Raw genomic sequence first — 24,139 nt, forward strand, 5'->3', positions numbered from 1 at the left:
AACGGCTAAGATCAGGAAGGGGCGGTCCGGCGGGGAAAATAAGGGTTTTACCGGAGCCGTAGTGTGACGCGGACGTTACGCCGCCCGGAAAGTGAGACAAGAGGGAAAACCTCATCCATCGGAACGAAGCGGCGGGGAGTTTAGGATTTATTCGGCCCTTGCAGCGCGGGGATTTTCCGTAAGGTGTGCGTTCCTCCCATGCAGGCCGAAACGCACATCCACGTCAAAGGAGCCCGAGAGCACAATCTCCAGAACTTGGAAGTGCGGCTGCCGCGGGGGAAATTGGTGGTCGTGACCGGGCCTTCGGGGTCGGGGAAATCGTCGTTGGCGTTCGATACGATCTACGCGGAAGGCTACCGCAAATACATGGAGTCGCTGTCGACCTCTGCGCGGCAGGTGCTGGAGCAACTGCCGCGGCCGGATGTGGATTTCGTGCACGGATTGTCGCCGGTGCTGGCCATCGAGCAACGCACCGCCGGCGAGTCCCCGCGCAGCACGATCGCGACGGTGACCGAAGTCGCGGATTACGCGCGGTTGCTGTGGGCGTTGCACGGTGAGGCGCACTGTCCCAAGGACGGCGGCAAGGTCGAACGACGTTCGCTCGATGACAACGTGGCGCGGGTGCTGGCGGAAGCGGCCGGCCAGCGTATCATGATTCTGGCGCCGGCTTTGGTGGCGAAGGCCAGTGTGCTGCGCGAGGAATTGCCGCGGCTGCGTCAGCGTGGATTTCAGCGGGTGCGGATCGGGGGCGAAATCAAACAACTCGACGAGGCGGACATCGTGCCGTCGGGTCAGGGGGTCGTGCCGATCGAAGTGGACCTGGTGGTCGACCGCTTGGTGGCGGTGGTCGATCAACGCAGTCGGTTGTCGGACTCGTTGGAGCTCGCTTTTCGGGAAGGCGCGGATCGCGCGATGGTGCTGGCCCAGGCGAAGCGCGATGCGCCATGGCGGGAAATCAAGCTGAGCCAGTCGCTGGCCTGTGAAATCTGTGGCGACGTGTTCGAAAAACTCACGCCGCGGCATTTCTCGTTTAACCACAATCAAGGCGCCTGCACGACCTGCGGCGGGTTGGGTCGCAAGCTGCGGTTCGTGCCCGATCTGGTCGTGCCGGACAAAACCAAAACCGTGCGCGGCGGGGCGCTCAAACCGTGGCGACTGGGCGGCAAGAACCTCATCATCCAACACAACGCGATGCTCAAGCAGCTGGCCGAACAGTTGCCGTTTGACGCGAATACGCCGTGGCAGGATCTGCCTGAGGACGTGCGCGAAACGTTGCTGCACGGCGGCGGCGACCGGTTGTTCGCGTTCAAACTCAAACGCATGCGCGAGCCCAAAGCGATGCCGTGGACCGGGGTGATTCCGGCCCTCGACGAGACTTGGCGCAATACGGAGAGCGATGGATTCCGGGCGCGGTTGTCCACCTACATGATCGGCGGTCCTTGTCCGGAGTGCGGCGGTTCGCGGCTCAACGCCCGCAGCAGTGCAGTCGTGATTTCCACCGGTGAACGACGGCTCAATGTGCCGGAGTTTTTTGCGCTCGATGTGCAGGAAGCGCATGAGGTGGCGGTGGCGTTGCAGGAACGATTCAAACGCGAGGAGTCGCTGCGCGACGTCGTGACGGGCATCGAGCAACGGTTACGCTTTTTGGGCGAAGTCGGGCTTGGTTATCTCACCCTCAATCGCGACTACGGCACGCTTTCCGGGGGGGAGTCCCAACGCGTGCGGCTCGCGACTCAGCTCGGCATGGGGCTCATGGGCGTGATCTACGTGCTCGACGAACCCAGCATCGGGTTGCACCCGGCGGACAACGACCAACTGCTGCGTCTGTTGATCGCCCTGCGCGACCGCGGCAACACCGTGCTCGTGGTCGAGCACGACGAAGACACCATGCGCATCGCCGACGAAGTGATCGAACTCGGACCGGGGGCGGGCACGGAGGGCGGACGCGTGTTGTTCCAAGGCGCGCCGGCGCAACTCATGCAGGCCGATGCGAAGCAGTCCGTCAGCGGACCGTATTTGTCACGAAAGTTGCGCGTCGAAAAATCGGCTCCCACAAAACTTTCGGACGGCGCGTTTCTGACCGTGCGCGAAGCGCGCGAAAATAACTTGCGGGGCGTCGACGCGCGTTTCCCGGTGGGGCTTTTGACTTGTGTGACCGGAGTGTCGGGGTCGGGCAAAAGCACATTGGTCAACGACATCCTGGCCACGGCCGCGGCGCGCAAACTCAATCGAGCCAAGGCGATGCCCGGGCTGCACCGTCACATCGAGCATCTGGAGTTTTTTGAAAAACTGGTGCAGGTGGATCAGTCGCCGATCGGACGCAGTCCGCGCTCCAACCCGGCGACCTACACGAAGCTGCTCGACCACCTGCGTGACCTCTTCGCCCAAGTGCCGTTGGCGAAAGTGCGCGGCTACAAGGCGAGTCGGTTCTCCTTCAATATCCGCGGCGGACGGTGCGAACGCTGCCAGGGCGACGGCGCCATCAAACTGGACATGCAGTTTCTGGCCAACGCCTACGCGCCGTGCCCGAGTTGCGGTGGCAAACGCTTCAATCGCGAGACGCTCGAAGTGCTGTTCCACGGTCATTCCATCGCGGACGTGCTGGCGATGACGGTGCGGGATGCGATGTCCTTGTTTCGCAACATTCCCAAGGTGATGGACAAGTTGGAAACGCTGGCGGCCGTCGGGCTCGGTTACCTGCAGCTCGGGCAGTCGGCGACGACCCTTTCGGGCGGTGAGGCGCAGCGATTGAAATTGTCGTTGGAGCTCTCGAAGCGGTCCCAGGGCGACACCCTCTACATTCTCGACGAGCCGACGACGGGGCTGCACTGGGTTGATATCCAGCACCTCATGGATCTGCTGTTCAAACTGCGCGATGCCGGCCACACCGTGATCGTAATCGAGCACAATCTCGACGTGATCAATCTCGCCGACTGGATCATCGATCTCGGACCGGGCGGCGGTCGGCACGGTGGTGAAATCGTCTATGCCGGTCCGCGCGAAGGTATCGAAAAAACCTCCGCCAGTGCCACAGGCCAGGCGTTGAAGCGTTGGGCTGATCCGCTGCCAGCGGTCAAATGACGCGGCATCTGCGCCAACCCATGCGTGGCGGTTCATGAGCGCGGCGCGTAGAATGCGCCCATGCACTTCAACCTTCATTTGCCGAAGGTGCGGCTATCCACCGGCGAACGCTGGTATCTCGGTTGCGCATGGGTGTTGATTCTCGCCAAGTGCGAATTTGTGCACTGGGCGGTGGCACACTGGAGCGTGCCGATCGACGCTTGGTGGATCGTTGGCCCCACGCTCGTGTTCGCGGCCGTGGCCACGGCGTTGTGGCTCGCGCACAAGGAATAGTGTCGGCGGATCGACGCCGCCGCGGACGCGCCCGAAGCCGTGCGATCAGCGCACGGCGGCCCAGACGCGTTGCACGTCGTCGTGGTCTTCCAGGGCCTGCAGGAACTCTCCGACTTCTTCGCGTTGCACGTCGGTGAGGTCGGGAAACATTTTGGCCACGTAGCCAATCTCGGCCGTGACGACGGACCAGCCGTTTTGGGTGAGCCAGGTCGATACGGCGTGGGTATCGGTCCGCTCGGTCAGGAAGCGGGCCCCGAGGTGGTCCGCGGGAATGTCGTCATTTTCGTCAGCACTCAACGGCGCGAAATCGTTGGCTCCCGCTTCGATGGCGGCCTCCTCCGGATCGATACCGGTGTCCGCATGCGCGGCCTCGACGATGCCGACGTGTTCGAAGAGAAACTTGTTGCTGCCCGCGAGACCGAGCACGCCTTTGCGAAACAACACGCGAACCTCCGGAGTGGTGCGCTGCACGTTGTCGGTGTAGGCCTCGACGATCACGGCCACCTTGTGGGGGGCGTAACCTTCGAACACGATGAGATCCATGACCATCTTGTCGTCGCCGATGCCGGCGCCTTTACGCACGGCCCGCTCGATCACCTCACGGGTGACGCTGGCTTTGCGGGCCTTTTCAATGGCGGCAAACAAGCGTGGGTTGGCGTCGGCGTCAGGGCCGCCCAACTTCGCCGCGACGGACAGTTCCTTGACGATTTTGCCCACGAACTGCCCCTTCTTGTTGTTAACGATTGCCCGCTTCGCGTGTAGCCATTGACGACCCATATGGCGCCGTATCTACGGCCCGGGTTGTGGCCCCGGCAATCACGTAAGCACGCTGATATCGCGGAATTTGATGAATTATTTCAAATTTGGATGAATCTTACCCGAACCGGATGCGTCTCAAAGGGTCGAAAGCATTATATCATCATGTCCAAAACACTCATCTCCACTTTTTCGCTCGCGGCTTTAGTCTTTGCGAGTGGCTGCAACAACGCCGGCACGCACGAGCGTGAAGGCGCCAAAGTTGGCGCTTTGGCGGGCGCGGTGATCGGCGCGGTCATCGGTCATCAATCCGGCGAAGCCGGCGCGGGGGCCGCCATTGGCGCGGCGGCCGGTGCCGTCACGGGCTCCGCGGTCGGGGCCAACAAGGACCGCGAGGAAGACCGCCGCTACGAACGCGGCACGGTCCGGGCGCAACCCGCCCGCGATCAATACGGTTATTCGCTCGATGATTACATGCGTCTGATGACGGATGAGGAAATGGACATTCTGCAAGCCCGCGGAGATGCCCGTCCCGAAGTGCCCATGGGCGTGTTGTTGACCGATCAGGAAAAGGCCAACCTGCGTCGCCGTCAGGTGGCTGACCGCGAGATCGGCCGCTAGGCCGAGCGGGGAGCCCGCGGCGGGATCACGTCTGCGGAACCAACCGGATCTCGAAGAGCTCGGACCAATACTTGCCGGTGACAAACAAACGGTCACCGGCTTCGTCGTAGGCGATGCCGTTGAGCACGTCGGCGCGATGACGCCGGTCATCCGTGGGTTCCAGTCCGGTGAGATCGATGATGCCGGTGATGCGACCGTCTTTCGGGTCGATCCGCACGATGTGATGGGTCTGCCAAATATTGGCGTAGATTTCTCCCCCGATGTATTCCAACTCGTTGAGCCGGTGGACGGGCTGGCCGTTGAAGACGACCTCGACGGTGCGTTGGTGAGCGAAGGAGTGCGCATCCAGAAAATGGATCGAGTTTGATCCGTCGCTCATGATCAGGGACTCACCGTCGGTGGTGAGCCCCCAGCCCTCGGTGGGATAGGGAAACTGATCCACGAGCTCCAACGAATCGACGTCGTAGATAAACCCGGTGCGACTGCGCCATGTGAGTTGATATGCCTTGGTCCCGATCACGGTCAGACCTTCCGCGAAAAACAAGGGATTCACCTCGACGCGTTGACGGACCTTGCCCGTGGTAAGATCGACCCGTCGCAGGCTGGAATGGCCATTCATACCCGTGCTTTCGAGCAGCATGCCGTCGTGAAACAACAGACCTTGGGTAAAGGCTTCGGGGTCGTGCGGCCAGCGGTGGACAATCTCAAAACCATAGCGTGTCGGTTCCGCTGGCGGGGCGTTTTCCTCCGCCTCGGCGGCTGATGTCGAACCGGCCGCCAGCGCCCCGCACCACAGCGCGATACCGAGCCGCCATCGGGCGATGATGAGGTGAGAGGTGAACGTGGGCATGAGGGACAAAGTGAATCGGGGGGCAAGAAATCAACGCCGCGTGAAGACGCGAAGAAAAGCGAAAATCTCCGACGGACCGCTGCCGCGAAGGGTTGCCAAAATCCGGCGGCGCCACCGTGCTCGTTGCGATGCCTGAACTTGAAGCCCCCTTGCGACCACCGGTCGGTGACCTGACTGATTCCGACGCCGCCCTGGATCGGTTTCTGGAGGTCATGGCGTCCCGTGGTTTGGAACTCTATGAGGAGCAGGAAGAAGCAATTCTGGAGCTGTTCGCGGGCAGCAATGTGATTCTGAATACTCCGACGGGATCGGGGAAGTCCCTGGTCGCGGCAGCGGTGCATTACCGTGCATTGTGCGCGGGGGAACGCTCGGTTTACACGTGTCCGATCAAGGCCTTGGTGAATGAAAAATTCCTCTCCATGTGTCGTGACTTCGGTCCGGAAAACGTGGGCATGATGACGGGCGATGCCTCGGTGAATCCCCAAGCTCCGATCCTGTGCTGCACGGCGGAGATTCTGGCCAACATCGCACTGGCGCGGGGCGACGAGTCCGACGTGCGGGTGGTCGTCATGGATGAGTTTCACTACTACAGCGATGGCGAGCGTGGATACGCCTGGCAGGTCCCGTTGCTCGGCATGCCGCACAGTCGGTTTTTGCTGATGTCGGCGACGTTGGGCGACACGTCATTTTTTGAACGTGAACTCACGGATCTGACCGGAGCGCGGAGTGTAACGGTGCGCAGTGACCGGCGGCCCGTGCCGCTGGCATTTGAGTATTCCGAAACGCCGCTGGTCGAGCGGGTGTCGGAGCTCATCGAAGCGAAACAGGCGCCGATCTATTTGGTGTATTTCACGCAGCGATCGGCGTCGGAATCGGCGCAGAGTTGGATGAGTCTTAACCTGAGCACCAAGGAAGAAAAAGCGGCACTGGCGGCCGCGTTGGAGGGCACGAAATTTAACAGTCCCTACGGCAAGGACATGAAACGCTGGTTGCGTCATGGCGTCGGGGTGCATCACGCCGGACTGCTGCCGAAGTATCGAATCCTGGTGGAGCGACTCGCCCAACAGGGGTTGCTCAAAATCATCTGTGGCACGGACACGCTGGGGGTCGGGATCAATGTTCCGATTCGCACCGTCATTTTCACGCAGTTGTGGAAATACGACGGACGCAAGGCGGCGGTGTTGAGTGTGCGCGATTTTCGCCAGGTGGCCGGGCGGGCAGGACGACGGGGATATGACGATCAAGGCTTCGTGGTCGCCCAGGCTCCGGAACACATCATCGAAAACAAACGTGCGGAGGCCAAAGCCGCCACCGATGCGAAGAAGAAAAAGAAGCTCGTAAAACGCACGGCTCCGCCCGGCGCGGTGGTGTGGGATGAGAAGACGTTTCAGAAGCTGCAGGACGCCCCGTGCGAGGAACTGTCATCGCAGTTCACGATCACGCACGGCATGTTGTTGCTGTTGCTGTCGCGCACCGGCGACGGATGCCGGGCGGTGAAGGATTTGATCGCGCGTTCGCACGAAACGCCGCACCGGAAAGCGCAACTGCGCAAACGTGCCTGGCAGCTGTTTCGCGGGTTGTTGGATCGCCAAATCGTGGACTGGATTCCGCGCGAAACGAGCGGGCGGAAACTGCGGGTGAATGTAGAGCTACAGGAGGACTTTTCGCTGCATCACGCCTTGTCGCTTTACCTGATTGATACGCTCCCGCAGCTCGATCGGGAGTCGCCCGATTACGCGCTCGATGTGCTGACCTTGTGCGAAGCCATCGTGGAGGACCCGGACGCGATTTTGCGCAAACAACTTGATCGCATGAAGACGGATGCGTTGGTCGAAATGAAGGAAGCCGGCGTCGAATACGATGCGCGCATGGCCAAGCTCGATGAGATCGAACATCCGAAGCCGCTGCGGGAGTTTCTCTACGAAACCTTCAATGCCTTTGCCGCCGCGCACCCGTGGGTGGGCGAGGAAAACGTGCGGCCCAAATCGATCACGCGGGAAATGTTCGAGCGCTACGATTCGTTTTCCGACTACATCAAACGCTATGGTTTGCAACGCAGCGAGGGGCTGCTGTTGCGCCATCTTTCCCAGACGTGGAAGGTGCTGAGTCAGACGGTGCCGGATACGGCCAAAACGGAAGCGGTGATCGAGTTGGAGGACTATTTCCGCGAGCTGATTCGTGGGGTCGATTCGAGTTTGCTGGAAGAGTGGGAACGGATGCAAAATCCGGACTTTGTGGCGGCCGAGGTGGCCGACAAACCGGAGCGGCCGCAGAGCCTGGACATCACGCGCGATCGCCCGGCGTTTACGCGTCTGGTGCGTTTTGCGATGCACGCCATTTTGCAGGATGTGGTCGCGGGAGAGTGGGAGACCCTGGCGGATCGCGTGGGGGTGGACCAACGCGTCGTCGAAGATGCGTTCACGGCTTACGGCGAGGCGCGGGGGTGGTTCCGGCTCGATCCCGCAGGGCGATCGGCCAAACACACGCACATCGAAGCAGACGGAGATAGCTGGCGCGTGGCGCAGGTTCTGATCGATCACGACGAGCACAACGATTGGGAACTGGTGTGCACGGTGGATCTGGCGGCGGCCCGGGAGACGGCCGCGGTCGGGTTGCAGTGGGAGGGCCTCACCCCGATCGGAGGGTGAGGGGAGACCGCGGAAAGTTTTCTGCAACTTTCGAGGGACGGGTGGGGTGTTGAGGATATGAGCGGCCGCGGTTCGGTCGCACCAGCATTCCCCTCAATTCCATCCCCTCATGATCTCATCTTTACGCAAAATCACTGCCGCCGCCACGATCGCGGCGGTTTTCGCCAGTTCCGCTTTTGCCGCCTCTCCGGGCTGGGTGGATTTTGGCAAATTTGACGCCGAAGCCGGCGAGCAATACGTCGAAGTCGACATCAATCCGGCCCTGCTCCGGCTCGCCGCCGCTTTCACCAAAAATCAAGAGCCCGAAGTGGCTGATTTGCTCCGCAGTCTCGAACGCGTTCGCGTGAATGTTTTCGGGGTGAACGATGAAAACCGGGGCTCCATCGTCACGCGCATCAATTCCGTGCGGGACGACCTCGACGCCCAGGGCTGGACGCGCGTCGTCACGGTGCGGGAAAAGAGCGGCGATGATGTCGCGGTGTTTCTCAAGGAATCCAGCGGTGACTCCATCCATGGCGTGGTCGTGACCGTGATCGGCAAGAACGGCGAAGCCGTGCTGGTGAACATCGTGGGTGATGTCGCACTCGACCAGATCGCCGCCCTGGGCGAGTCGCTCGATATCGATCCGCTGCGCGAACTGCACGTGGCGCGCCGGGCCAAGAGCTAAGGCGCGCGTTTTCGCCTCCCGTCCCCAACCTTGAATCCTGTTCCTCGCCATGACGACTCCCGCGACTGCTCCCATCTCCTCTCCTCAGCCTCGCCGTGGCACGCGGTGGATGCATTGGTTCATCGTGATGATCGTCGCGTCGCTCGTGGTGGTCGCGGTCGAGGCGGCGAGTGTTTTTCGCCTCGGTAGCGACGCCCAGGACATGCGCCTGGCGATGGAGGAAGCCGCCGCTTGGGATGCCCGAACGGAGGTGCAATTTTCAGTCGGGCCGGCCATGATCGGTGTAGCTCGCATCGTGACGACATTCATCGACGACGTGCCGCCGGAAGCGCGTCAGGTGTTGTCGGGGGTGCGGGAGGCCAGTGTCGGCGTGTATCGGCTGAGCCACCAACCCTCGCAGGCGGAACGGGCGGCCATGATGAACGCATCGGCCGAGCGCATGACCGGTCGAGGCTGGCACCGGTTGGTCGCGGTCAACGACGGCGGCAGCACCGTGATGGTTTACACCCCGGAGTCGTGGGATGATGCGGACGAAATCAACCTTTGCGTCGCGGTGTGCAACGGCACCGAACTGGTGATCGTCTCGGCTGCCAGCGACGTGGCGCCGCTGCGTGAGCTGGTGGCAATGCACGCGGGCGATTTTCGCGACCAGATCGGACTGGCATCGCGGCCGTCGCAGCGCGATCGCTTCTAACCGATCCCCGCCGCGCTTGACCGGACACGCCGCCCCGGGATTTGCTGGGGCGTGACACCGGCGACCATAGTTCATCTCGACGCGGACGCGTTTTTTGTCTCGGTCGAGTTGGCCCAACGGCCGGAGTTGCGGGGCAAGCGCGTGGCGGTGGGAGGCCGTCAACGCGGGATCATATCGTCGGCCAGTTATGAAGCGCGGGCGGTGGGGGTTTACACGCCGATGCCATCGCAGCGCGCGCTGAAGGTCTGCCCGGATCTGATCCTGTTGCCCCACGAAGGTGACTACGGCGGCGTCTCGCGGCGTATGTTTGACCTTTGCGAGGAAGTCACGCCGCTGGTGCAGCGCAATTCCATCGACGAAGGATATCTTGATTTGAGCCCCTGCGGGTTGCGCGATGCCGCCGCGGTGGAGGCACGGGTGCGGCAGTTGCAGCAGCGGATCTGGGACGTGTTGCAGATACCGGTTTCCATGGGGATCGCGACCAACCGACTGGTGTCGCAGATCGCGAGCAAACTGCGCAAGCCGCGCGGTTTTGTCGTGGTGGCGCCAGGGGACGAAGCCGCGTTTTTGGCGCCGTTGGATATCGGGGAGATGCCGGGGATCGGCCGGAAAACGCAGCCGCGGTTGGCGGCGCGCGGGATCCATACCATTGGCGATGTATTGACCCGCAGTGATGACGAACTGGCAGCGTGTTTCGGTAACGGCTGGCGGGAGTTTCGCCAGCGTTGCGCCGGGCACGATGAGCGGGCCGTCCAACCGGATCATGAAGACGCCAAGAGTTATTCCCAGCAGGAGACGTTTGGCACCAATATCGTGGAACTCGATGCGATTACCAATGTGGCCAAAGGCATGATCGATCATCTGATGCCGAAAGTGCGGGCGGATGGGAAACGGGTGCGCACCCTGACTTTGAAGGTGCGCTACGCGGACTTCACGCAGGAGTCGGCCGGGAAAAGTCTGCCGCTGGCGTCGGACCTGGAGGGAGATTTTTATGCCTTGTTGACCCCGTTGATTACCAAGGCGTGGACGCAGCGTCGGCGGGCCCTGCGGCTGATCAGTGTGAAGTTTTCCGGTGTCGACGACGGTCCGGTCCAGATGGAGATTTTCGACGAGAACGCCGCCAAACGGCGTCGGTTGGCGGGATTGTTGGATCAGTTAAACGCGGGAAAAACCGGCGCGACCGTGCGGCATGGTCACCAGTTGGAAACCCCCACCGCCGGTCGCCGTCGGGGGCTCGCACGGCCGCCCGACGAGAGGCGTTCGGGTTAGCGTTGCCATGAGAAATTTCTATCGCCACCCGGTGGCAGATTGAAGAGCCTCCGCAAATTCATGTGTTTTTGGCCCCAGATAGTTCGTGAATTTTTTGTGCGCCGGTATGTCCGCGCCGGTGCAATTTGCTCGTTATGGTTGTGCTCGGTAACCGCTCTACCCCTGGCGGCCGTGACCATCAACGGATTCGTGGTCGATGATGCAGTGGTCCCCCCCGAGCATCTCGTGCGAGCTGCTCCCGCCAAGGACAGCATCGCGGCGCTCGACCGGACGTCATGGGTAACGCCGGAGGAAGCCACCATCATGCTGGACGACGACTACGTGCTCAGCGTCACGATCGGCGCGGAGACGCGGGCGTATCCGTTACGAATCATGGTGTGGCACGAAATCGTGAACGATCTGTTCGGTGAACGCCCGATCACGGTGACCTACAGCGCGCTTTCGGGGTCGGGCGTGGTCTTCGATCCCGGGGTAAACCCCGACGGCACCCGCCGGATGTTTGGGGTTTCCGGACTGCTGTATAACAGTTGCCTGCTCATGTATGACCGCGCCACCGAGAGCCTGTGGTCGCAGTTGCGAATGACCGGTGTGACGGGGGCCACGGGAGATGAGGAGCTGGTCTCGCTTCCGTCGCGGCGCATGAAATGGGCGGCGTGGAAAAAGTTGTTTCCGACCGGAAAGGTATTGTCGACCGATACGGGCCATGACGCCGATTACGCAGGTGATTGGCCTTACGGCGATTACGAGGAAACGAAAGCGACGATCTTTCCTTTCGATATCAACCGCGATGAATTTGGCACCAAGGAGCGGATGATCGCCATGAAGGAAGGTTGGGCGGCTCGCTCCTGGCCGTTGGAAACCATTCGCAAGAAAAAGCAGCTCTACGACGCGATCGGGGCCCGGCCCATCAACGTGGTCTATGATGAGACGACGGACGACGTGGTGGTCACCGACATTATGACCGGTGAACCCTTGCCCACGGTTTCCGTCTATTGGTTCGCGTGGCAGGCGTTCTACCCCGAGACTTCGGTGTGGATGCCATTGCGTTAGGCGACGCGGAGGACCGGTCGTGGGGCGATTCCGGAGCAGGCTTGCAATCGGGCCGGTAACGCGTGATCTGCTGCCGTTGTCCGAATGATAAGCCATGCCGATATACGAGTATTACTGTCCCAATAACAACACGGTCTACCAGTTCTACGCCAAGAGTCTGGCGCAAGGGGAACTGATTCCGCGCTGCCCTGACAACCCCCGGTTCCGCATGCGCAAAATGGTCTCCGGCTTCGCCATCACGAAGCCCGGAGCCTCCGATGAGGCTCCGCCCGCATCCGGAGGTGATGCGGCGGGTGGCGAGGATGACGCCCGGATGGAGGCGGCGATGGCCGCGATGGAGAGCGAGTTTTCCAACGTCGATGAAAACGACCCTAAAGCCATGGGACGCATGATGCGACGGATGGCCGAGATGACCGGCGAAAAGCTCGACGGCGAAATGGAGGAAGTCGTGCGCAAGCTCGAGGAAGGTGCGGACCCCGATTCGTTGGAAGAACAACTGGGCGGCGATGACGGCGACGGCGATCCCATGGGTGGCATGGGTGGCATGGGCGGCGAGGGCGGTCCCGCGCCGGACCCCAAGGAACCCCGGCACCGCTTTCGCAGTCGCTCGCTGCCGCCGCGACGCGACCCGAAACTTTACGATTACGAATAAACGACGGGAGAGGCGGGCGAGACGATTCCGCGCCGAATCCCGTTTTTTAATGCAAAGGGCGGGCAGACCGTTCCATCGTGACGGCGATGTCCACGGATCACGACTCTTCCGATTCCTTGCTCAGCCGTATCGCGGCGGCTAAAAAAGCCGTGCTCGGCCAACGGGCGCGGCTGGAGGCGGACCTCGGTCGTGTCGCCAGTGATTGGAAGGCGGACGGCAGCCGGGTGACTGAAACGGATCATGCGATCTCGGAAGCGATTTTGGGAGAATTGATCGCGACCTTCCCGGAGGATATCGGGCTCAGCGAGGAGTTGATGACGGATCAACCGATCGAGGTGTCCAGCCGGTTCGCCTGGGTGCTCGATCCGATCGACGGCACCAACAACTTTGCCACCGGCTTGGCGCAATGTGCGATCTCGCTGGCGTTGTTCGAACACGGCGAGCCGGTGTATGGAGTGATCTATGACGCCTCCCGCCGCCGCTTGATGCACGGGGGACCGGGTTTTGGCATGTGGGACGGCGAAACGCAGACCACGGTGCGCACCCGGGAATTGAGCCGAACCTCGGTCATCGGTTTTCACAGTCCCCACGAGGCCAGCAAGTATCCACACCACGGCGACGCGGTGGTGCGGCAATGCAAAGTGCGCGCCCTGGGCAGCAGCGCCCTGCATCTGGCTTATGTCGCGGCCGGTTTGTTTGACGGCACGGTGGATCACAACGTGAAGCTGTGGGACATCGCGGCGGGCATTCCGATGGTGCGCGCCGCCGGAGGGCAGGTGACATTTCTCGCCAACAACCCGTTGCCCTTGCGCCGCTTTGACTTGGACATGCCGCGTATCCTGTATGTCGGTGGCAGTGCGGCGGTGTGCGCATCGTTGGCTGAAATTCTGACCGAAGCCGACGCCCCCGGTTGTTAATCCATCACGCCCGCGGCTGCGGGTGGGAATTCGGATGACCCCGGAAATTTCGGGGTAGGGCTGAGGGCAATACGGACCGCTCCCGTGAAATCCGCAGATCAAACCGCAGATTGAGTGCAGTTTTGCATTGCTAGCAAGGGGCAGGGGAGGATTCCTTGGAAGCTTCCTACTTCCTCGATTGTTCGGTTGATACCTACCCTGCCATGGCCAAAAAAGCTTCACGTCCCGCTTCGCCCCTTACTTTCGATCTGCCGGTTTCGTTGATCGACAAGATAAGTTCCGCCCAGTCCAAACTCGGACTCGCCTCTTCCAGCGAGGTCGTGCGTCTGGCGCTCGCGAAATTCAACTTCGACCGTTACGAGTCGACCCGCGAAGAGCATCGTCAAATTTCGGTGCGTCTGCCCGCCGACATGAAGACCGTGCTGTCGCGCAGCTCCCGCAAGAAAAAGGTCAGCGTGGGCGAGCTCCTCCGCGCGGCCTTGGATGATCTCTCGGTGGCCAAGCCCGCCAAGACGCAGGTCGCCAAAGGCAAAAAGAAAGTGACGAAACCAGCCGCGAAGGTGGCGAAGAAGACCGCCAAGGCTCCGGCCAAGAAGGCTGCTAAAAAAGCCGCCAAGGCCCCGGCCAAAAAAGTGGTCAAAAAGGCCGCGAAGAAAGCGACTAAAAAGTCGAAGAAGTCCCGCTAAGTTGATCGCAGTGACGCACCCGCGTCACCGTCGGCTTATGACAAAGCAAGTCACCGCCAGTGCGGGGCTTGCTTTTCGTTTTTATGGGCCCTTAGGTCTCGCTCGTTTTGACCATGAGCAACGTCCCCGCGCCACTATCCACTTGGGCCCTTAACGTTTCGCCGTCGCCGACCCTGGCCGTCGACGCGAAAGCCAAGGCTCTCAAAGCTGCCGGCGAAGATGTCTGTGGTTTCGCCGCCGGCGAACCCGACTTCGACACGCCCGCCCACATCAAGGAGGCTGCCATGCAGGCCCTGCGGGAGGGGAAAACCAAATACGCCCCGACGCCGGGAATCCCGCCGTTGCGAGAGGCCATCGCGGCCAAATACACGGACCTCTACGGCATCCCGACCAAAGCGGCTCAGGTGGTGGTGAGCCCGGGGGGCAAGTTTTCCTGCTACCTGACGATTTTGGCCGTTTGCTCCCCCGGCGATGAAGTGATTGTCCCGGCGCCGTTTTGGGTGAGTTATCCCGAAATGGTCAAGTTGGCCGGAGCCACGCCCAAGCTCGTCGTCGCGACCGACGCCACGGGATTCAAACTCACCCCCGAGATGGTGGAGGCGGCGATCACGCCGAAGAGCAAGTTGATCATTCTCAACTCGCCCTCGAACCCATCCGGCGCCGTCTACACGCCGTCGGAGTTGGAGGCAATCACGGCCGTCGCGGTGAAGCACAACCTCTACATCATGTCCGACGAAATCTATGAGCATCTGCTCTACGATGGCGTCACGCATGTCTCCCCGGCGTCGTTCTCGGACGCCGCCCGCGAACGCACGATCATCGTGTCAGGTTTTGCCAAAACCTTCGCCATGACCGGCTGGCGTCTCGGGACTTTGGTCGGACCGGTGGCGGTGGCCAAGTCCGTGGCGGAGTTGCAGAGTCAAATGACCTCCAACGCCACCACGTTCGCGCAATGGGGCGCGTTGGCCGCCTACACCGAGAAGGACAAAACGCAGGCCGCGCTCGACGAGATGTTGGTGGCTTTTGATCGTCGGCGGAAATTCGTGCATGGTGAGCTGAACAAGATTCCCGGCGTCAACTGCCTGCTTTCGCAGGGCGCGTTCTACCTCTTCCCGAACATTTCCAGCTTTGGCATCAGCGACCTCGAATTTTGCGAGCGGTTGCTCGAGACCGAGAAGGTCGCCGCCGTGCCGGGCAGTGCGTTTGGCACGCCGGGATTCGTGCGGATCAGCTACGCCACGTCCGACGAGACGCTGGCGAAGGGACTGGAGCGGTTCGCCCGATTCTGCGGCACGCTGTAGTCTCGCTCGTTAACGCATTTCAAAACGCCCATCGCCATCCGCGGTGGGCGTTTTGCATTTTGGGTGCCATGAAACTGCTTACCTTTTTCTGTTCGTTGATGGTGGTAACGGGGGCATTCGCCGCGGAAGAAACCGCGCGGTCGTCCGACCTGCCCGCCGACGCACTCGTGCCTCAACGCAACATGTTGCACATCGGCATCGTGGTGAAAGACATGGATGCGACGTTGGCGCATTGGACCAAATTTCTCGGTTTGGCGGAAAAGCCGGCCACCATCGTCGCCACCGGCCATCATGCGAATCCGACGGTGTTCCGCGGAAAGCCGTCCGCCGCGAAGGTGCGGTTGGCTTTTATTCAGTTGGAGAACATTCAGGTGGAGCTGTTGTCCCCGCTCGACGACGAACCCAACCATTGGCAGGAATTTTTGGATACCAAGGGCGAGGGCGTGCACCACATGGCGTTTGCGGTGAAGGGACTGGGGGAGGCGTATGTGGATGCCTACGACGCCGCGGGTTTGCCGATTATCATGTCCGGTGGTTGGGACGGCGGAGAATACGGCTATGCCGACACGCATGACGCGCTGGGCGCCACGGTGGAACTGCTCGAACGTTACGGCGAGCCCTGATCGGAGGCTGGCGGAGTTCCCGGCGCGGCGGGGTTGACCTTCGCATGAAGCGTGTTCCGTGCCGCCTATTTCGTCCGATCGGTCTGAGTCGTCCGCAACTCCTGTTGCTTTGCGCCCTCGTCAGTGGGCTGAGAATTTCAGCTCAGAACGTGGACATTTACGAGGATGTGAGTGTGCCGGGACTACCGGGGCGGTTATACGTCCCGCCGGAGGCAATGAGTGGCGGGTCACCGCGGCCGCTCATCGTGGCACTGCATGGCGGAGGGGCGATTGGCACGGACAATCGGTCCAATGTCGTCGATTTTTGGAATCTGTTGGCGGTGGCGCAGAAACGTGGAGCTTTTCTTTACGCTCCCCAAGCGACCGCCACCTGGCGGTCGGCTGAAAGTCATGCGCGGGTGCTCGCGCAGGTGCAGGTAATCATGGCCAACCGGGAGGTGGATGCGGATCGGGTTTACCTTACCGGATTTTCCATGGGCGGCGGCGGGGTGTGGAATCTATTGGTCGCGCAGGCGGAGACTTTTGCGGCGGCGGTTCCGATCTGCGGGGTCACGCCCGCCACCGGGTTCACGCCGGCGGCGATGCGAGGCGTGCCGCTGTGGGTGTTTCACGCCCGGGATGACCCCGTTGTTTCCGTCGGGACCAGCCGAGCCGTGGTCAATTCGATCTTGGTCGAGCATGGCCAGGTCGTGCCCTCGTATCCGACTGCACGCACGGGGGATTTTGAAATAGTGGAGACGGCTTCGAACTTGCGCTACACGGAATGGGCGTCCGGCGGGCACGGCATCTGGAATGCCGTCTACGCTCATGCGGCACTCGCCGAGTGGATGTTCGCACAATCCCAATCAGGCGATGTCACGGTCGCGCGCGGACCACGCATCGTCCGACATCCCGTGAGTGTGGTGGCGACAGTGGGAGACGATGTGACATTCACGATTGAGGCTCAGGCTCGATCCGGCCCGCTGGCCGTAACGTGGTGGCGGGAGGACGCAATTGTGCCGGGGGAACACGATCTCGAACTCAATTTACAGCAGCTCAACCAAACCCAGGCGGGCGTGTATCGGGCGCGGTTGAGCGACGATACCGGCGAAGTCTGGACGTGGCCGGCCGAGTTGAAATTCGGCGATACCGAACCGGGGGCCATTCTCAATGTATCCATGCGCGGCACGTTGGCTGAGACGGCCCCGAAACTGACGGCCGGTTTCGTGATAGGCGGATCGGCTCCGGGTCGAGTGTTGGTGCGAGCGGTGGGGCCGGGGTTGGTCGAACACGGCGTAGCGGACGTGGTCGAGGACCCGGAACTTGCGGTTTTCTGGCATCGCGACGGCGGGGCTGAGCAATTCGCGATCAATGATGATTGGTCGGCCGAGCCCTTGGTCACGGCTTCATTGGTCAGCGCCATGGCGCAAGTGGGGGCCTTTCCTTTGACGCCCGGAAGTCGGGACGCGGCGTTGGTGGTCGATCTCCCGGCAGGGGTGTTTTCCGTGCAGGCGCGTGGCCGAACGGCCGACGCCGGGGACGTGCTGATCGAAATCTACGAACTGCGCTGACGCACCAGCTCGGCGGTGGCGTGCGCACACGCGGCAATGCGCTCGACGATCTGAGGGTTGCCGATGGCGCCAGCGGCAAAATCACCGGGCACGGCGTAGACGAACCGGGGCACGATCACACAGCGAAAATCCAGCATCAGGCTGTTGGCCAGCGCCATGATCGACATGTAGGAGGAGGCCCCTCCGGCGGCATTGAGGAAGGCCACGGTTTTGTTCTCCCAAGCCGCCTTGCCTGTGAGCTCGATGAGATTCTTGAGCACGGCGTTGACGTCGTAGTTGTAAATCGGAGACGCGATAATCACGCCGTCGGCGGCGGAGATTTTGGCGCTGACCAACGCCACATTGGGATCGCCGTAGGCCGCGCCACCGTCGCAAAGCGGAAGCGGAGAGTCGCGCAGATCCAGAAACTCGACCTCGATGTTGTCGGTTTGCAAAGCCGAGAGAGCGGCTTGTGCGAGGAGTCGGCTTTTGCTGCCCGGATTGAGGCTGGCGGAGATAATGAGGAGACCCATGCCGTTCACCATTGGGAACTTTGGCGGTGGCGCAATTCCTCGTGCGGTAGATTTTCCCGCGGTCTCAGTCGGAGGGCGGTGAAAGTTTGAATACGCGCAGCAGATAGTAGAGCGCGGGGAAGATCAATCCACTGCCCACCACCAGCGCGATCAAGAGTTGCGTGAGAGTGGCGGGTGGCGCGGCGACATCATGGAAGCGAACCGGCCCCGTCACGGTGGTGACGGCGCGCGGCACATAGAGCAAATACCAGCCGCCGAGGATGAGTGCGACCTGACCGGCCGCCATGGTTCGCACGAGCAGCGTGCGGCGTCGATTGACGAAGTTCCACAGCAGGACGAGCAACCCGGTGGCCGCTGCGACCAGCACCCAGATCGCGGGAGTTTGGGTCACGGCGTTGAAGAGGTTTTCCCGTTCGTAAAATGAACTGAGGAACACGGCCCCGCCGGCGAGCACCACGGCAATGTTAGCCCGAATGGCGGCGCGGGTGAACCGCCGACGCAACGCCGGATCCTCGGTTTCCCCGATCAGGAAGACCGAGGCGAGGAATACGAAAATACAGGTGACGAACCCGGCCACCGCCATGGGATACCAGCCCCACCACGGAGCGAAGTAAGCCGACCAAACACTCCGCGCTTCCGGGTCGATGATGCCCCGATGCAGGCTGGCCGCGATCGTGCCCAGCCACCACGACGTCCACAAACTGGAGAGCCCGAACAACCAGGTGTAAACCCGCTGCGAACGCGGAGACTGCACCGCGTCGTAGTGTCGAAACGTGAACGCGCAACCGCGCACGACAATGCCTCCGAGCAGCGCCAGCATTGGCACGTGCAGCGACACCATCAGCGTGGTGAAGAGCGGCGGAAATCCCATGAACAGAATCACGACCACCAAAATCAGCCACATGTGGTTCGCCTCCCACACCGGTCCCATGGCGGCATTGACGGCGCGTTTTTGGGCATCACGCAATTCGCCAGCGGGCAACAGCTCGAGGATGCCCGCGCCAAAATCGGATCCGCCCAGGGTGATGTAGAGCAGCAGGCATGCCCCGATGATAACGATGAGCAGATCAACCATGATGTTCGGCGGCGGATGATTGCAGCGTCTGCATCTGTCGTCGCAACAGCCAGACCGTGGCCGCGGCGAGCGTCAGATACATGACGAGAAACAGGGCGAAGTGCCACACCATGCCCGGCACCGGCGTCACGGCATCGGCCGTCCGCATGACTTCGTAGATGATCCAGGGCTGGCGCCCGACCTCCGTCACCACCCAGCCGGCTTCGATCGCGATCACTCCCAAGGGAATGCAGCCCACCAACGTGCGCAAAAACCAGCGTGGGTAACGTTGGCGGCGTCGATACCAGAAATAGAGCAGCCCCAGCCCGGCCATGAGCATGCCGATTCCCACCATGACCTGAAACGCGATGTGCACGATCACCACCGGTGGCCAGTCTTCGCGGGGAAACTGGTCGAGACCGATGACTTCGGCGTCAATATCGTTGTGGGCCAACAGACTCAGCAGGCCGGGCACCGGGATGCCGTAGTCGACGCGTTGTGCTTCCACATCGGGAATGCCGCCAATGTAGAGCGGCACGCGGCGGGACGTCTCAAAGTGCGCTTCCATGGCTGCGAGTTTGGCCGGTTGAAAGTGAGCCACCTGATGCGCGGCCAAATGCCCGGCGAAGGGCTGCAGGATCGCGGCGGTCGCGCCAAACGCCATGGCGATGGTAAACGCCTTGCGGTTCAGATCCGGCGCCCGACCGCGCAATAACAGCGACGCGTGGATGCCGCCCACGGCAAACCCCACGGCCTGCACGGCGGCGAGCTGCATGTGCAGACTTTGATGCAGCCACGCGCGGTTGAACATGGCGGCGACAGGGTCGATGTTAACGGCCTCGCCATTGACCCAGTCGAAACCGGCCGGCGAGTTCATCCACGCGTTGGCCGCCACCACGAAAATGCCTGAGATGAAACCTGAAATGCCGACCATTAACCCAGTGGCCCAGTGCGCCCAGCGATTCATGCGTTTCCAACCGTAGAGGAACAGTCCGATTGCGATGGCTTCGATGAAGAAGGCGGTGCCTTCCCACGAAAACGGCATGCCGATGATCGCGCCCGCATGCTCCATGAAACCGGGCCACAGCAATCCGAGCTCAAACGACAATACCGTCCCGGAAACCGCGCCAACCGCGAAGAGAATGGCGACGCCTTTCATCCACGTCTTGGTCAACGCCAGGTAAACCGGATCACCCGTGCGCAAATGCAGGTAGTGCGCGGTCGACATGAGGAACGGCATCGTCATGCCGATGGCGGCGAAGATGATGTGAAACCCCAACGAGAATGCCATGGTGGCGCGGGCGGCTTCGAGATTGTCCATGCCGACCGGAACGTTGGTTATCCCGGTGGCCGGGCGCAAGTGATCAGCGGATCGATCCGCCAGACAGTAGCACGATTTCGCGGCCCGAATCAGGCGGCTACTCGTAGCGCAGCGCGTCGATGGGGTCGAGCATGGCGGCTTTGCGCGCCGGATAAAATCCGAAGAAGATACCGATGGCGGCGCTGACACTCAGCGCGATGACGATGGCCGGAACCGAAATCAACACGGGCCATTTCAAGGTGTCAGCGACGATTTGCGATGCACCCACGCCCAGCGAAACGCCCAATGCGCCGCCGAGCACGCTGAGGAACACGGCTTCAAAAAGGAACTGCGCCAGCACGTCGGTGCTGTGGGCGCCGACCGCGAGGCGGATTCCGATCTCGCGGGTGCGCTCGGTCACACTCACGAGCATGATATTCATAATCCCGATACCACCCACCAGCAACGAAACGCCGGCAATGGCACCGAGGAGCACGGTCATCGTGCGGGAGGTTTCGGTGGCGGTTTCGGCAAGTTCGAGTTGATCGCGCACCATGAAGTCGGGTTCGCGACCCGAGCGCCGCTGGGTGAGCAGGGACTCGACTTCGGCTTTTACCGAAGGGATCAATTCGGGCGAAAGCGCCTGGATGGTGATGCTGCTCAGATTGGTGCGGGGACGGCTCAGGCGTCGCATGACCGTGGTGTAAGGCAGCACGACGGCGTCGTCCTGATCGGAGCCGAAATAGTTGTAACCCTTCTTGGACAGCACACCGAGAATCTTCACCGGCACGGAGCCAATGCGCAGGGTTTGGCCGACGGGGTCTTCGCCTCCGAAAAGCTGATCGACTACGGTTTGGCCGACGACACAGACCTTGGCGGAGTTGCGCACATCCTGCGCGGTGAACATGTCACCCGAGACCAAGGGCCAGACCCGGATCTGCAAAAACTCGGGGTCCTCGCCCTGAATCGACGGCCGCCAGTTTTGACCGTTGGCTTGAACCTGTTCGCGACTGCGCACGCTGCGACTGACGGCGACGATGCCGGGGACTTCGTCGGCGATGGAGTCGGCGTCCTCGGCGGAAAGGGTGCTGGCACCGCCGAAGCCACCACGCACGCCGCCGGTGGTCACACTGCCGGGAAAGACGGTGACGATGTTTTGACCGAGCGAGGCGATTTGGGCTTCGACTTGGGACTTGGCTCCGTTGCCGATACTGACCATGGCTATCACGGCGCCGACGCCGATGATGATGCCGAGGGCGGTCAGCACGGAACGCATGGTGTTGCGGCGCAAGGCGCGCATGGCGATGACACTGGTGGCGGCGATTCTCACGGGAAAGTGGGGTGGTTAAAGAGGTTCAGACGGTGTCGGCCGTCAGCGCGGCTTCCGCTTCGAGGCGGGCGAGGCGACTGAGTTCGGCGGCGGGCTGCAGGCGTTGCTTGACCGTCTCATCGCGGACCAAACGGCCGTCGCGCAGGATCAGGTTGCGTTTGCAATAGTGGGCGACGTCGAGCTCGTGCGTGACCATGATGATCGTGATACCCTGGTCGTTGAGGTCCTGAAAAACGCCCATCACCTCGACGGTGGTGCGGGAGTCGAGATTGCCGGTGGGCTCGTCGGCGAGCAGCACTTGCGGATGGTTCACGAGGCTGCGGGCAATGGCGACCCGCTGCTGTTGACCGCCGGAAAGTTGACTGGGGTGATGGTCGGCGCGTTCCGCCAACCCGACGATGTCGAGGGCGGCCATGGCGCGGTCGCGCATGACCTTGGCGGAGATGCGTTCGGCGGCGTAGAGCATGGGCAGCTCGACGTTTTCCAATGCGGTGGTGCGGGAGAGCAGATTGAAGCCCTGAAAAACGAAGCCGAGTTTTTGGTTACGGATGTCGGCGCGTTCGTTGCGGCCGAGGTTGGAGACATCGACGCCGTCGAGAATGTAGCTGCCACTGCTCGGTCGATCGAGGCAGCCGAGCGTATTCATCAACGTGGACTTACCCGAGCCGGACGCACCCATGAGGGCGACAAACTCGCCGGGTTGGATCGACAGCGTGACCCCGCGCACGGCGTGCACCTCGATGTCGCCGGTCCGATAGGTCTTGTGGATTTCGGTGAGTTGGACGACGGGAGTCATGTCAGCGACGGGGACCGCGGCTGGGAGCAGCGAAGGGATTGTTGGCGGCCGTATCGTCGCCGGCGGCAACGATCATGAGGCCGGTAATGATCTCGTCGCCTTCGTTGAGTCCGTCGAGCAGTTCAGTCGTCGAGCCGTCGGTGATGCCGAGACGCACTTTGACGCTTTCGAGCACGGGAGTGGGATCGGTGCTGACGACACGATACAAGGTCCGGACCGTCGGGCGATTGTCGGCCGGCGCTTGTCGCTGGGGGCGAGCATTGTTACCGCCCGCGCCGTCACCGCCACCTCCACCGCGTTGCGGAATTTCAACGCCGCGTTGTTCGGCCAGGGCCCGGGCCTTGACCATGATACCGCGATCGGGACGACCTTCGCCGTCCCAGCCCGCCTCTTTCATGAGGGCCCGAAATTGTTCGCGCGGATCGGCCGGTTCGGCGGTGACGGTGGCGTCGGCGAGGGCGGCGGTGTCCGGGCGCTCGTTGATCGTGATCGTATCGGGTATGCGGACCCGCAGGGCGCTGTTGGGCACGCGAAGCACGTTGGGGCGTGAGGCGATCACGATGGAAACGTTGGCGGTCATGCCGGGTTTCAGCTTCAGCTCGCGATTGTCGACTTTGATGATGGTGGAGTAGACGACGACGCTTTGTTCGCTCTGCGGGGAGTTGCGGATCTGGCGCACGAGGCCGCGGAAGGTGCGGTTGGGAAATGCATCGACGGTGAACTCGACCGGTTGGCCCTCCGCGACGAGGCTGATATCGGCCTCGGATACGAAGGCGTTGATCTCCATTTCGGAGAGATCGTTGATCAAAGTGAAGAGCGTGGGGGCGTTGAGGCTGGCGGCGACGGTCTTGCCGACCTCGGCGAGTCGATCGATTACGATGCCGTCAATGGGCGCGTAAAGCGTGCAGCGGGCCAAATCGGTCTCGGCGTTGGCGACAGCCGCACGCCGGATCAGCAGTTGCGCGTTGGCTTGGGCGAGGGTGGCCTGAGCCTGATCGAGCTCCTGACGGGAAACCAATTTTCGCTCAAACAAGGAAACGACGCGATCGTTGTTGAGACTGGCGAGGCGGTGATTGGCTTCGCTGTTGGTGAATTCGGCCTGCGCGGATTCCAACCGGGACTGGTAGGTGGCGGGGTCGATTCGCGCGAGCACGTCGCCCGCTTTCACGATGTCGTTAAAGTCGACCAGCACCTCGGTCACCAGTCCGGAGATTTGCGAACTCACCTCAACCTCGATGACGGGTTGGAGCTCGCCGGTGGCGGTGATGGTCTGGGTCACGGCACCGCGGCTGATCGCGGCGGTGCGAAATTGCAGGTCGGACCCCGTGGTGCCACCCCGGGCGTAGAACCACCAATAGGCGGCACCGCCGACCAGAGCGAGGACGACGATGATGAGGACAAGCGAGGCACCGGTTTCACGGGAACGACGGGAGGGAAGGGAGGAACGCACGGGAGTGTATGAACGTTGAAATCCGATGAGAAGAATCGGGGTGATGAGGCAATAGACGC

22 protein-coding genes are annotated in these 24,139 nt (G+C 61.9%); 14 read left to right on the top strand and 8 right to left on the bottom strand.

Going from position 1 to position 24,139, the window contains the following annotated elements; translation table 11 throughout:
* Positions 1-198 precede the first annotated feature (198 nt).
* Both uvrA and PXH66_RS06160 read left to right on the top strand, forming a co-directional pair.
* The gene (gene uvrA, locus PXH66_RS06155; RefSeq protein WP_330927716.1) at positions 199-3,081 is read left to right on the top strand and encodes an excinuclease ABC subunit UvrA; all 2,883 of its coding nucleotides are present in this window, start codon (positions 199-201) and stop codon (positions 3,079-3,081) included.
* Positions 3,082-3,141: 60 nt separating this feature from the next.
* Complete coding sequence (locus tag PXH66_RS06160) at positions 3,142-3,354, top strand: hypothetical protein (protein WP_330927717.1); 213 nt, start codon at positions 3,142-3,144, stop codon at positions 3,352-3,354.
* Positions 3,355-3,399: 45 nt separating this feature from the next.
* Here PXH66_RS06160 and PXH66_RS06165 read toward each other — a convergent pair whose 3' ends face one another.
* Complete coding sequence (locus tag PXH66_RS06165; RefSeq protein WP_330927718.1) at positions 3,400-4,131, bottom strand: YebC/PmpR family DNA-binding transcriptional regulator; 732 nt, start codon at positions 4,129-4,131, stop codon at positions 3,400-3,402.
* Positions 4,132-4,275: 144 nt separating this feature from the next.
* Here PXH66_RS06165 and PXH66_RS06170 point away from each other — a divergent pair, with 144 nt between their 5' ends.
* Positions 4,276-4,731, top strand: a complete 456-nt coding sequence (locus PXH66_RS06170; protein WP_330927719.1) for a glycine zipper domain-containing protein — start codon at positions 4,276-4,278, stop codon at positions 4,729-4,731.
* 25 nt (positions 4,732-4,756) lie between these two features.
* On the opposite strand, the gene PXH66_RS06175 is transcribed toward PXH66_RS06170, so the two are convergent.
* The gene (locus tag PXH66_RS06175; protein WP_330927720.1) at positions 4,757-5,581 is read right to left on the bottom strand and encodes a glutaminyl-peptide cyclotransferase; all 825 of its coding nucleotides are present in this window, start codon (positions 5,579-5,581) and stop codon (positions 4,757-4,759) included.
* A 128-nt stretch (positions 5,582-5,709) separates the two neighbouring features.
* Here PXH66_RS06175 and PXH66_RS06180 point away from each other — a divergent pair, with 128 nt between their 5' ends.
* From PXH66_RS06180 to PXH66_RS06230, 11 genes are all read left to right on the top strand, one after another.
* Positions 5,710-8,229, top strand: a complete 2,520-nt coding sequence (locus tag PXH66_RS06180) for a DEAD/DEAH box helicase (RefSeq protein ID WP_330927721.1) — start codon at positions 5,710-5,712, stop codon at positions 8,227-8,229.
* A gap of 109 nt (positions 8,230-8,338) precedes the next feature.
* Complete coding sequence (locus PXH66_RS06185; protein ID WP_330927722.1) at positions 8,339-8,896, top strand: DUF4252 domain-containing protein; 558 nt, start codon at positions 8,339-8,341, stop codon at positions 8,894-8,896.
* A gap of 49 nt (positions 8,897-8,945) precedes the next feature.
* The gene (locus tag PXH66_RS06190; protein ID WP_330927723.1) at positions 8,946-9,590 is read left to right on the top strand and encodes a hypothetical protein; all 645 of its coding nucleotides are present in this window, start codon (positions 8,946-8,948) and stop codon (positions 9,588-9,590) included.
* A 51-nt stretch (positions 9,591-9,641) separates the two neighbouring features.
* Positions 9,642-10,859 carry a Y-family DNA polymerase gene (locus PXH66_RS06195; protein ID WP_330927724.1) on the top strand — a complete coding sequence of 406 codons (1,218 nt, stop codon included), beginning with the start codon at positions 9,642-9,644 and terminating at the stop codon, positions 10,857-10,859.
* A 171-nt stretch (positions 10,860-11,030) separates the two neighbouring features.
* Positions 11,031-11,909, top strand: coding sequence for a DUF3179 domain-containing (seleno)protein (locus PXH66_RS06200; protein ID WP_330927725.1), 879 nt, complete (start codon positions 11,031-11,033; stop codon positions 11,907-11,909).
* 94 nt (positions 11,910-12,003) lie between these two features.
* On the top strand, positions 12,004-12,561 hold the full coding sequence (locus tag PXH66_RS06205; protein ID WP_330927726.1) for an FmdB family transcriptional regulator: 558 nt from the start codon (positions 12,004-12,006) through the stop codon (positions 12,559-12,561).
* Positions 12,562-12,647: 86 nt separating this feature from the next.
* Positions 12,648-13,478, top strand: a complete 831-nt coding sequence (locus PXH66_RS06210; RefSeq protein ID WP_330927727.1) for an inositol monophosphatase family protein — start codon at positions 12,648-12,650, stop codon at positions 13,476-13,478.
* 203 nt (positions 13,479-13,681) lie between these two features.
* Entirely contained in the window at positions 13,682-14,164 is a 483-nt protein-coding gene (locus PXH66_RS06215; RefSeq protein ID WP_330927728.1) for a hypothetical protein, read from the top strand.
* Between the two features lie 113 nt (positions 14,165-14,277).
* Positions 14,278-15,465, top strand: a complete 1,188-nt coding sequence (locus PXH66_RS06220) for a pyridoxal phosphate-dependent aminotransferase (protein WP_330927729.1) — start codon at positions 14,278-14,280, stop codon at positions 15,463-15,465.
* 68 nt (positions 15,466-15,533) lie between these two features.
* The gene (locus PXH66_RS06225) at positions 15,534-16,088 is read left to right on the top strand and encodes a VOC family protein (protein ID WP_330927730.1); all 555 of its coding nucleotides are present in this window, start codon (positions 15,534-15,536) and stop codon (positions 16,086-16,088) included.
* A gap of 44 nt (positions 16,089-16,132) precedes the next feature.
* The gene (locus PXH66_RS06230; protein WP_330927731.1) at positions 16,133-17,638 is read left to right on the top strand and encodes a dienelactone hydrolase family protein; all 1,506 of its coding nucleotides are present in this window, start codon (positions 16,133-16,135) and stop codon (positions 17,636-17,638) included.
* Here the strand turns inward: PXH66_RS06230 and PXH66_RS06235 are convergent.
* The 6 genes from PXH66_RS06235 to PXH66_RS06260 form a co-directional block, all read right to left on the bottom strand.
* Positions 17,623-18,150 (bottom strand): NADPH-dependent FMN reductase, encoded by a 528-nt coding sequence (locus tag PXH66_RS06235; protein ID WP_330927732.1) that lies wholly within the window; start codon positions 18,148-18,150, stop codon positions 17,623-17,625. The two genes, PXH66_RS06230 and PXH66_RS06235, sit on opposite strands and share 16 nt — an antisense overlap.
* A 64-nt stretch (positions 18,151-18,214) precedes the next feature.
* Complete coding sequence (locus PXH66_RS06240; RefSeq protein ID WP_330927733.1) at positions 18,215-19,225, bottom strand: cytochrome d ubiquinol oxidase subunit II; 1,011 nt, start codon at positions 19,223-19,225, stop codon at positions 18,215-18,217.
* Positions 19,218-20,525 carry a cytochrome ubiquinol oxidase subunit I gene (locus PXH66_RS06245; protein ID WP_330927734.1) on the bottom strand — a complete coding sequence of 436 codons (1,308 nt, stop codon included), beginning with the start codon at positions 20,523-20,525 and terminating at the stop codon, positions 19,218-19,220. The genes PXH66_RS06240 and PXH66_RS06245 overlap by 8 nt, the downstream gene beginning before the upstream one ends.
* A gap of 97 nt (positions 20,526-20,622) precedes the next feature.
* Entirely contained in the window at positions 20,623-21,834 is a 1,212-nt protein-coding gene (locus tag PXH66_RS06250) for an ABC transporter permease (RefSeq protein WP_330927735.1), read from the bottom strand.
* A gap of 25 nt (positions 21,835-21,859) precedes the next feature.
* Complete coding sequence (locus PXH66_RS06255) at positions 21,860-22,630, bottom strand: ABC transporter ATP-binding protein (RefSeq protein ID WP_330927736.1); 771 nt, start codon at positions 22,628-22,630, stop codon at positions 21,860-21,862.
* 1 nt (position 22,631) lies between these two features.
* Positions 22,632-24,080, bottom strand: coding sequence for an efflux RND transporter periplasmic adaptor subunit (locus PXH66_RS06260; protein ID WP_330927737.1), 1,449 nt, complete (start codon positions 24,078-24,080; stop codon positions 22,632-22,634).
* Positions 24,081-24,139: the final 59 nt, after the last annotated feature.

Origin of the sequence: Synoicihabitans lomoniglobus (genome assembly GCF_029023725.1) — a bacterium.
GTDB lineage: Bacteria > Verrucomicrobiota > Verrucomicrobiia > Opitutales > Opitutaceae > Actomonas > Actomonas lomonigloba.

Excerpts from the sequence above, each read along its gene's own strand:
- uvrA (WP_330927716.1), top strand. The coding sequence starts at position 199 with ATGCAGGCCGAAACGCACATCCACGTCAAAGGAGCCCGAGAGCACAAT.
- PXH66_RS06160 (WP_330927717.1), top strand. The coding sequence starts at position 3,142 with ATGCACTTCAACCTTCATTTGCCGAAGGTGCGGCTATCCACCGGCGAA.
- PXH66_RS06165 (WP_330927718.1), bottom strand. The coding sequence starts at position 4,131 with ATGGGTCGTCAATGGCTACACGCGAAGCGGGCAATCGTTAACAACAAG.
- PXH66_RS06170 (WP_330927719.1), top strand. The coding sequence starts at position 4,276 with ATGTCCAAAACACTCATCTCCACTTTTTCGCTCGCGGCTTTAGTCTTT.
- PXH66_RS06175 (WP_330927720.1), bottom strand. The coding sequence starts at position 5,581 with ATGCCCACGTTCACCTCTCACCTCATCATCGCCCGATGGCGGCTCGGT.
- PXH66_RS06180 (WP_330927721.1), top strand. The coding sequence starts at position 5,710 with ATGCCTGAACTTGAAGCCCCCTTGCGACCACCGGTCGGTGACCTGACT.
- PXH66_RS06185 (WP_330927722.1), top strand. The coding sequence starts at position 8,339 with ATGATCTCATCTTTACGCAAAATCACTGCCGCCGCCACGATCGCGGCG.
- PXH66_RS06190 (WP_330927723.1), top strand. The coding sequence starts at position 8,946 with ATGACGACTCCCGCGACTGCTCCCATCTCCTCTCCTCAGCCTCGCCGT.
- PXH66_RS06205 (WP_330927726.1), top strand. The coding sequence starts at position 12,004 with ATGCCGATATACGAGTATTACTGTCCCAATAACAACACGGTCTACCAG.
- PXH66_RS06210 (WP_330927727.1), top strand. The coding sequence starts at position 12,648 with ATGTCCACGGATCACGACTCTTCCGATTCCTTGCTCAGCCGTATCGCG.
- PXH66_RS06215 (WP_330927728.1), top strand. The coding sequence starts at position 13,682 with ATGGCCAAAAAAGCTTCACGTCCCGCTTCGCCCCTTACTTTCGATCTG.
- PXH66_RS06220 (WP_330927729.1), top strand. The coding sequence starts at position 14,278 with ATGAGCAACGTCCCCGCGCCACTATCCACTTGGGCCCTTAACGTTTCG.
- PXH66_RS06225 (WP_330927730.1), top strand. The coding sequence starts at position 15,534 with ATGAAACTGCTTACCTTTTTCTGTTCGTTGATGGTGGTAACGGGGGCA.
- PXH66_RS06230 (WP_330927731.1), top strand. The coding sequence starts at position 16,133 with ATGAAGCGTGTTCCGTGCCGCCTATTTCGTCCGATCGGTCTGAGTCGT.
- PXH66_RS06235 (WP_330927732.1), bottom strand. The coding sequence starts at position 18,150 with ATGGGTCTCCTCATTATCTCCGCCAGCCTCAATCCGGGCAGCAAAAGC.
- PXH66_RS06240 (WP_330927733.1), bottom strand. The coding sequence starts at position 19,225 with ATGGTTGATCTGCTCATCGTTATCATCGGGGCATGCCTGCTGCTCTAC.
- PXH66_RS06245 (WP_330927734.1), bottom strand. The coding sequence starts at position 20,525 with ATGGACAATCTCGAAGCCGCCCGCGCCACCATGGCATTCTCGTTGGGG.
- PXH66_RS06255 (WP_330927736.1), bottom strand. The coding sequence starts at position 22,630 with ATGACTCCCGTCGTCCAACTCACCGAAATCCACAAGACCTATCGGACC.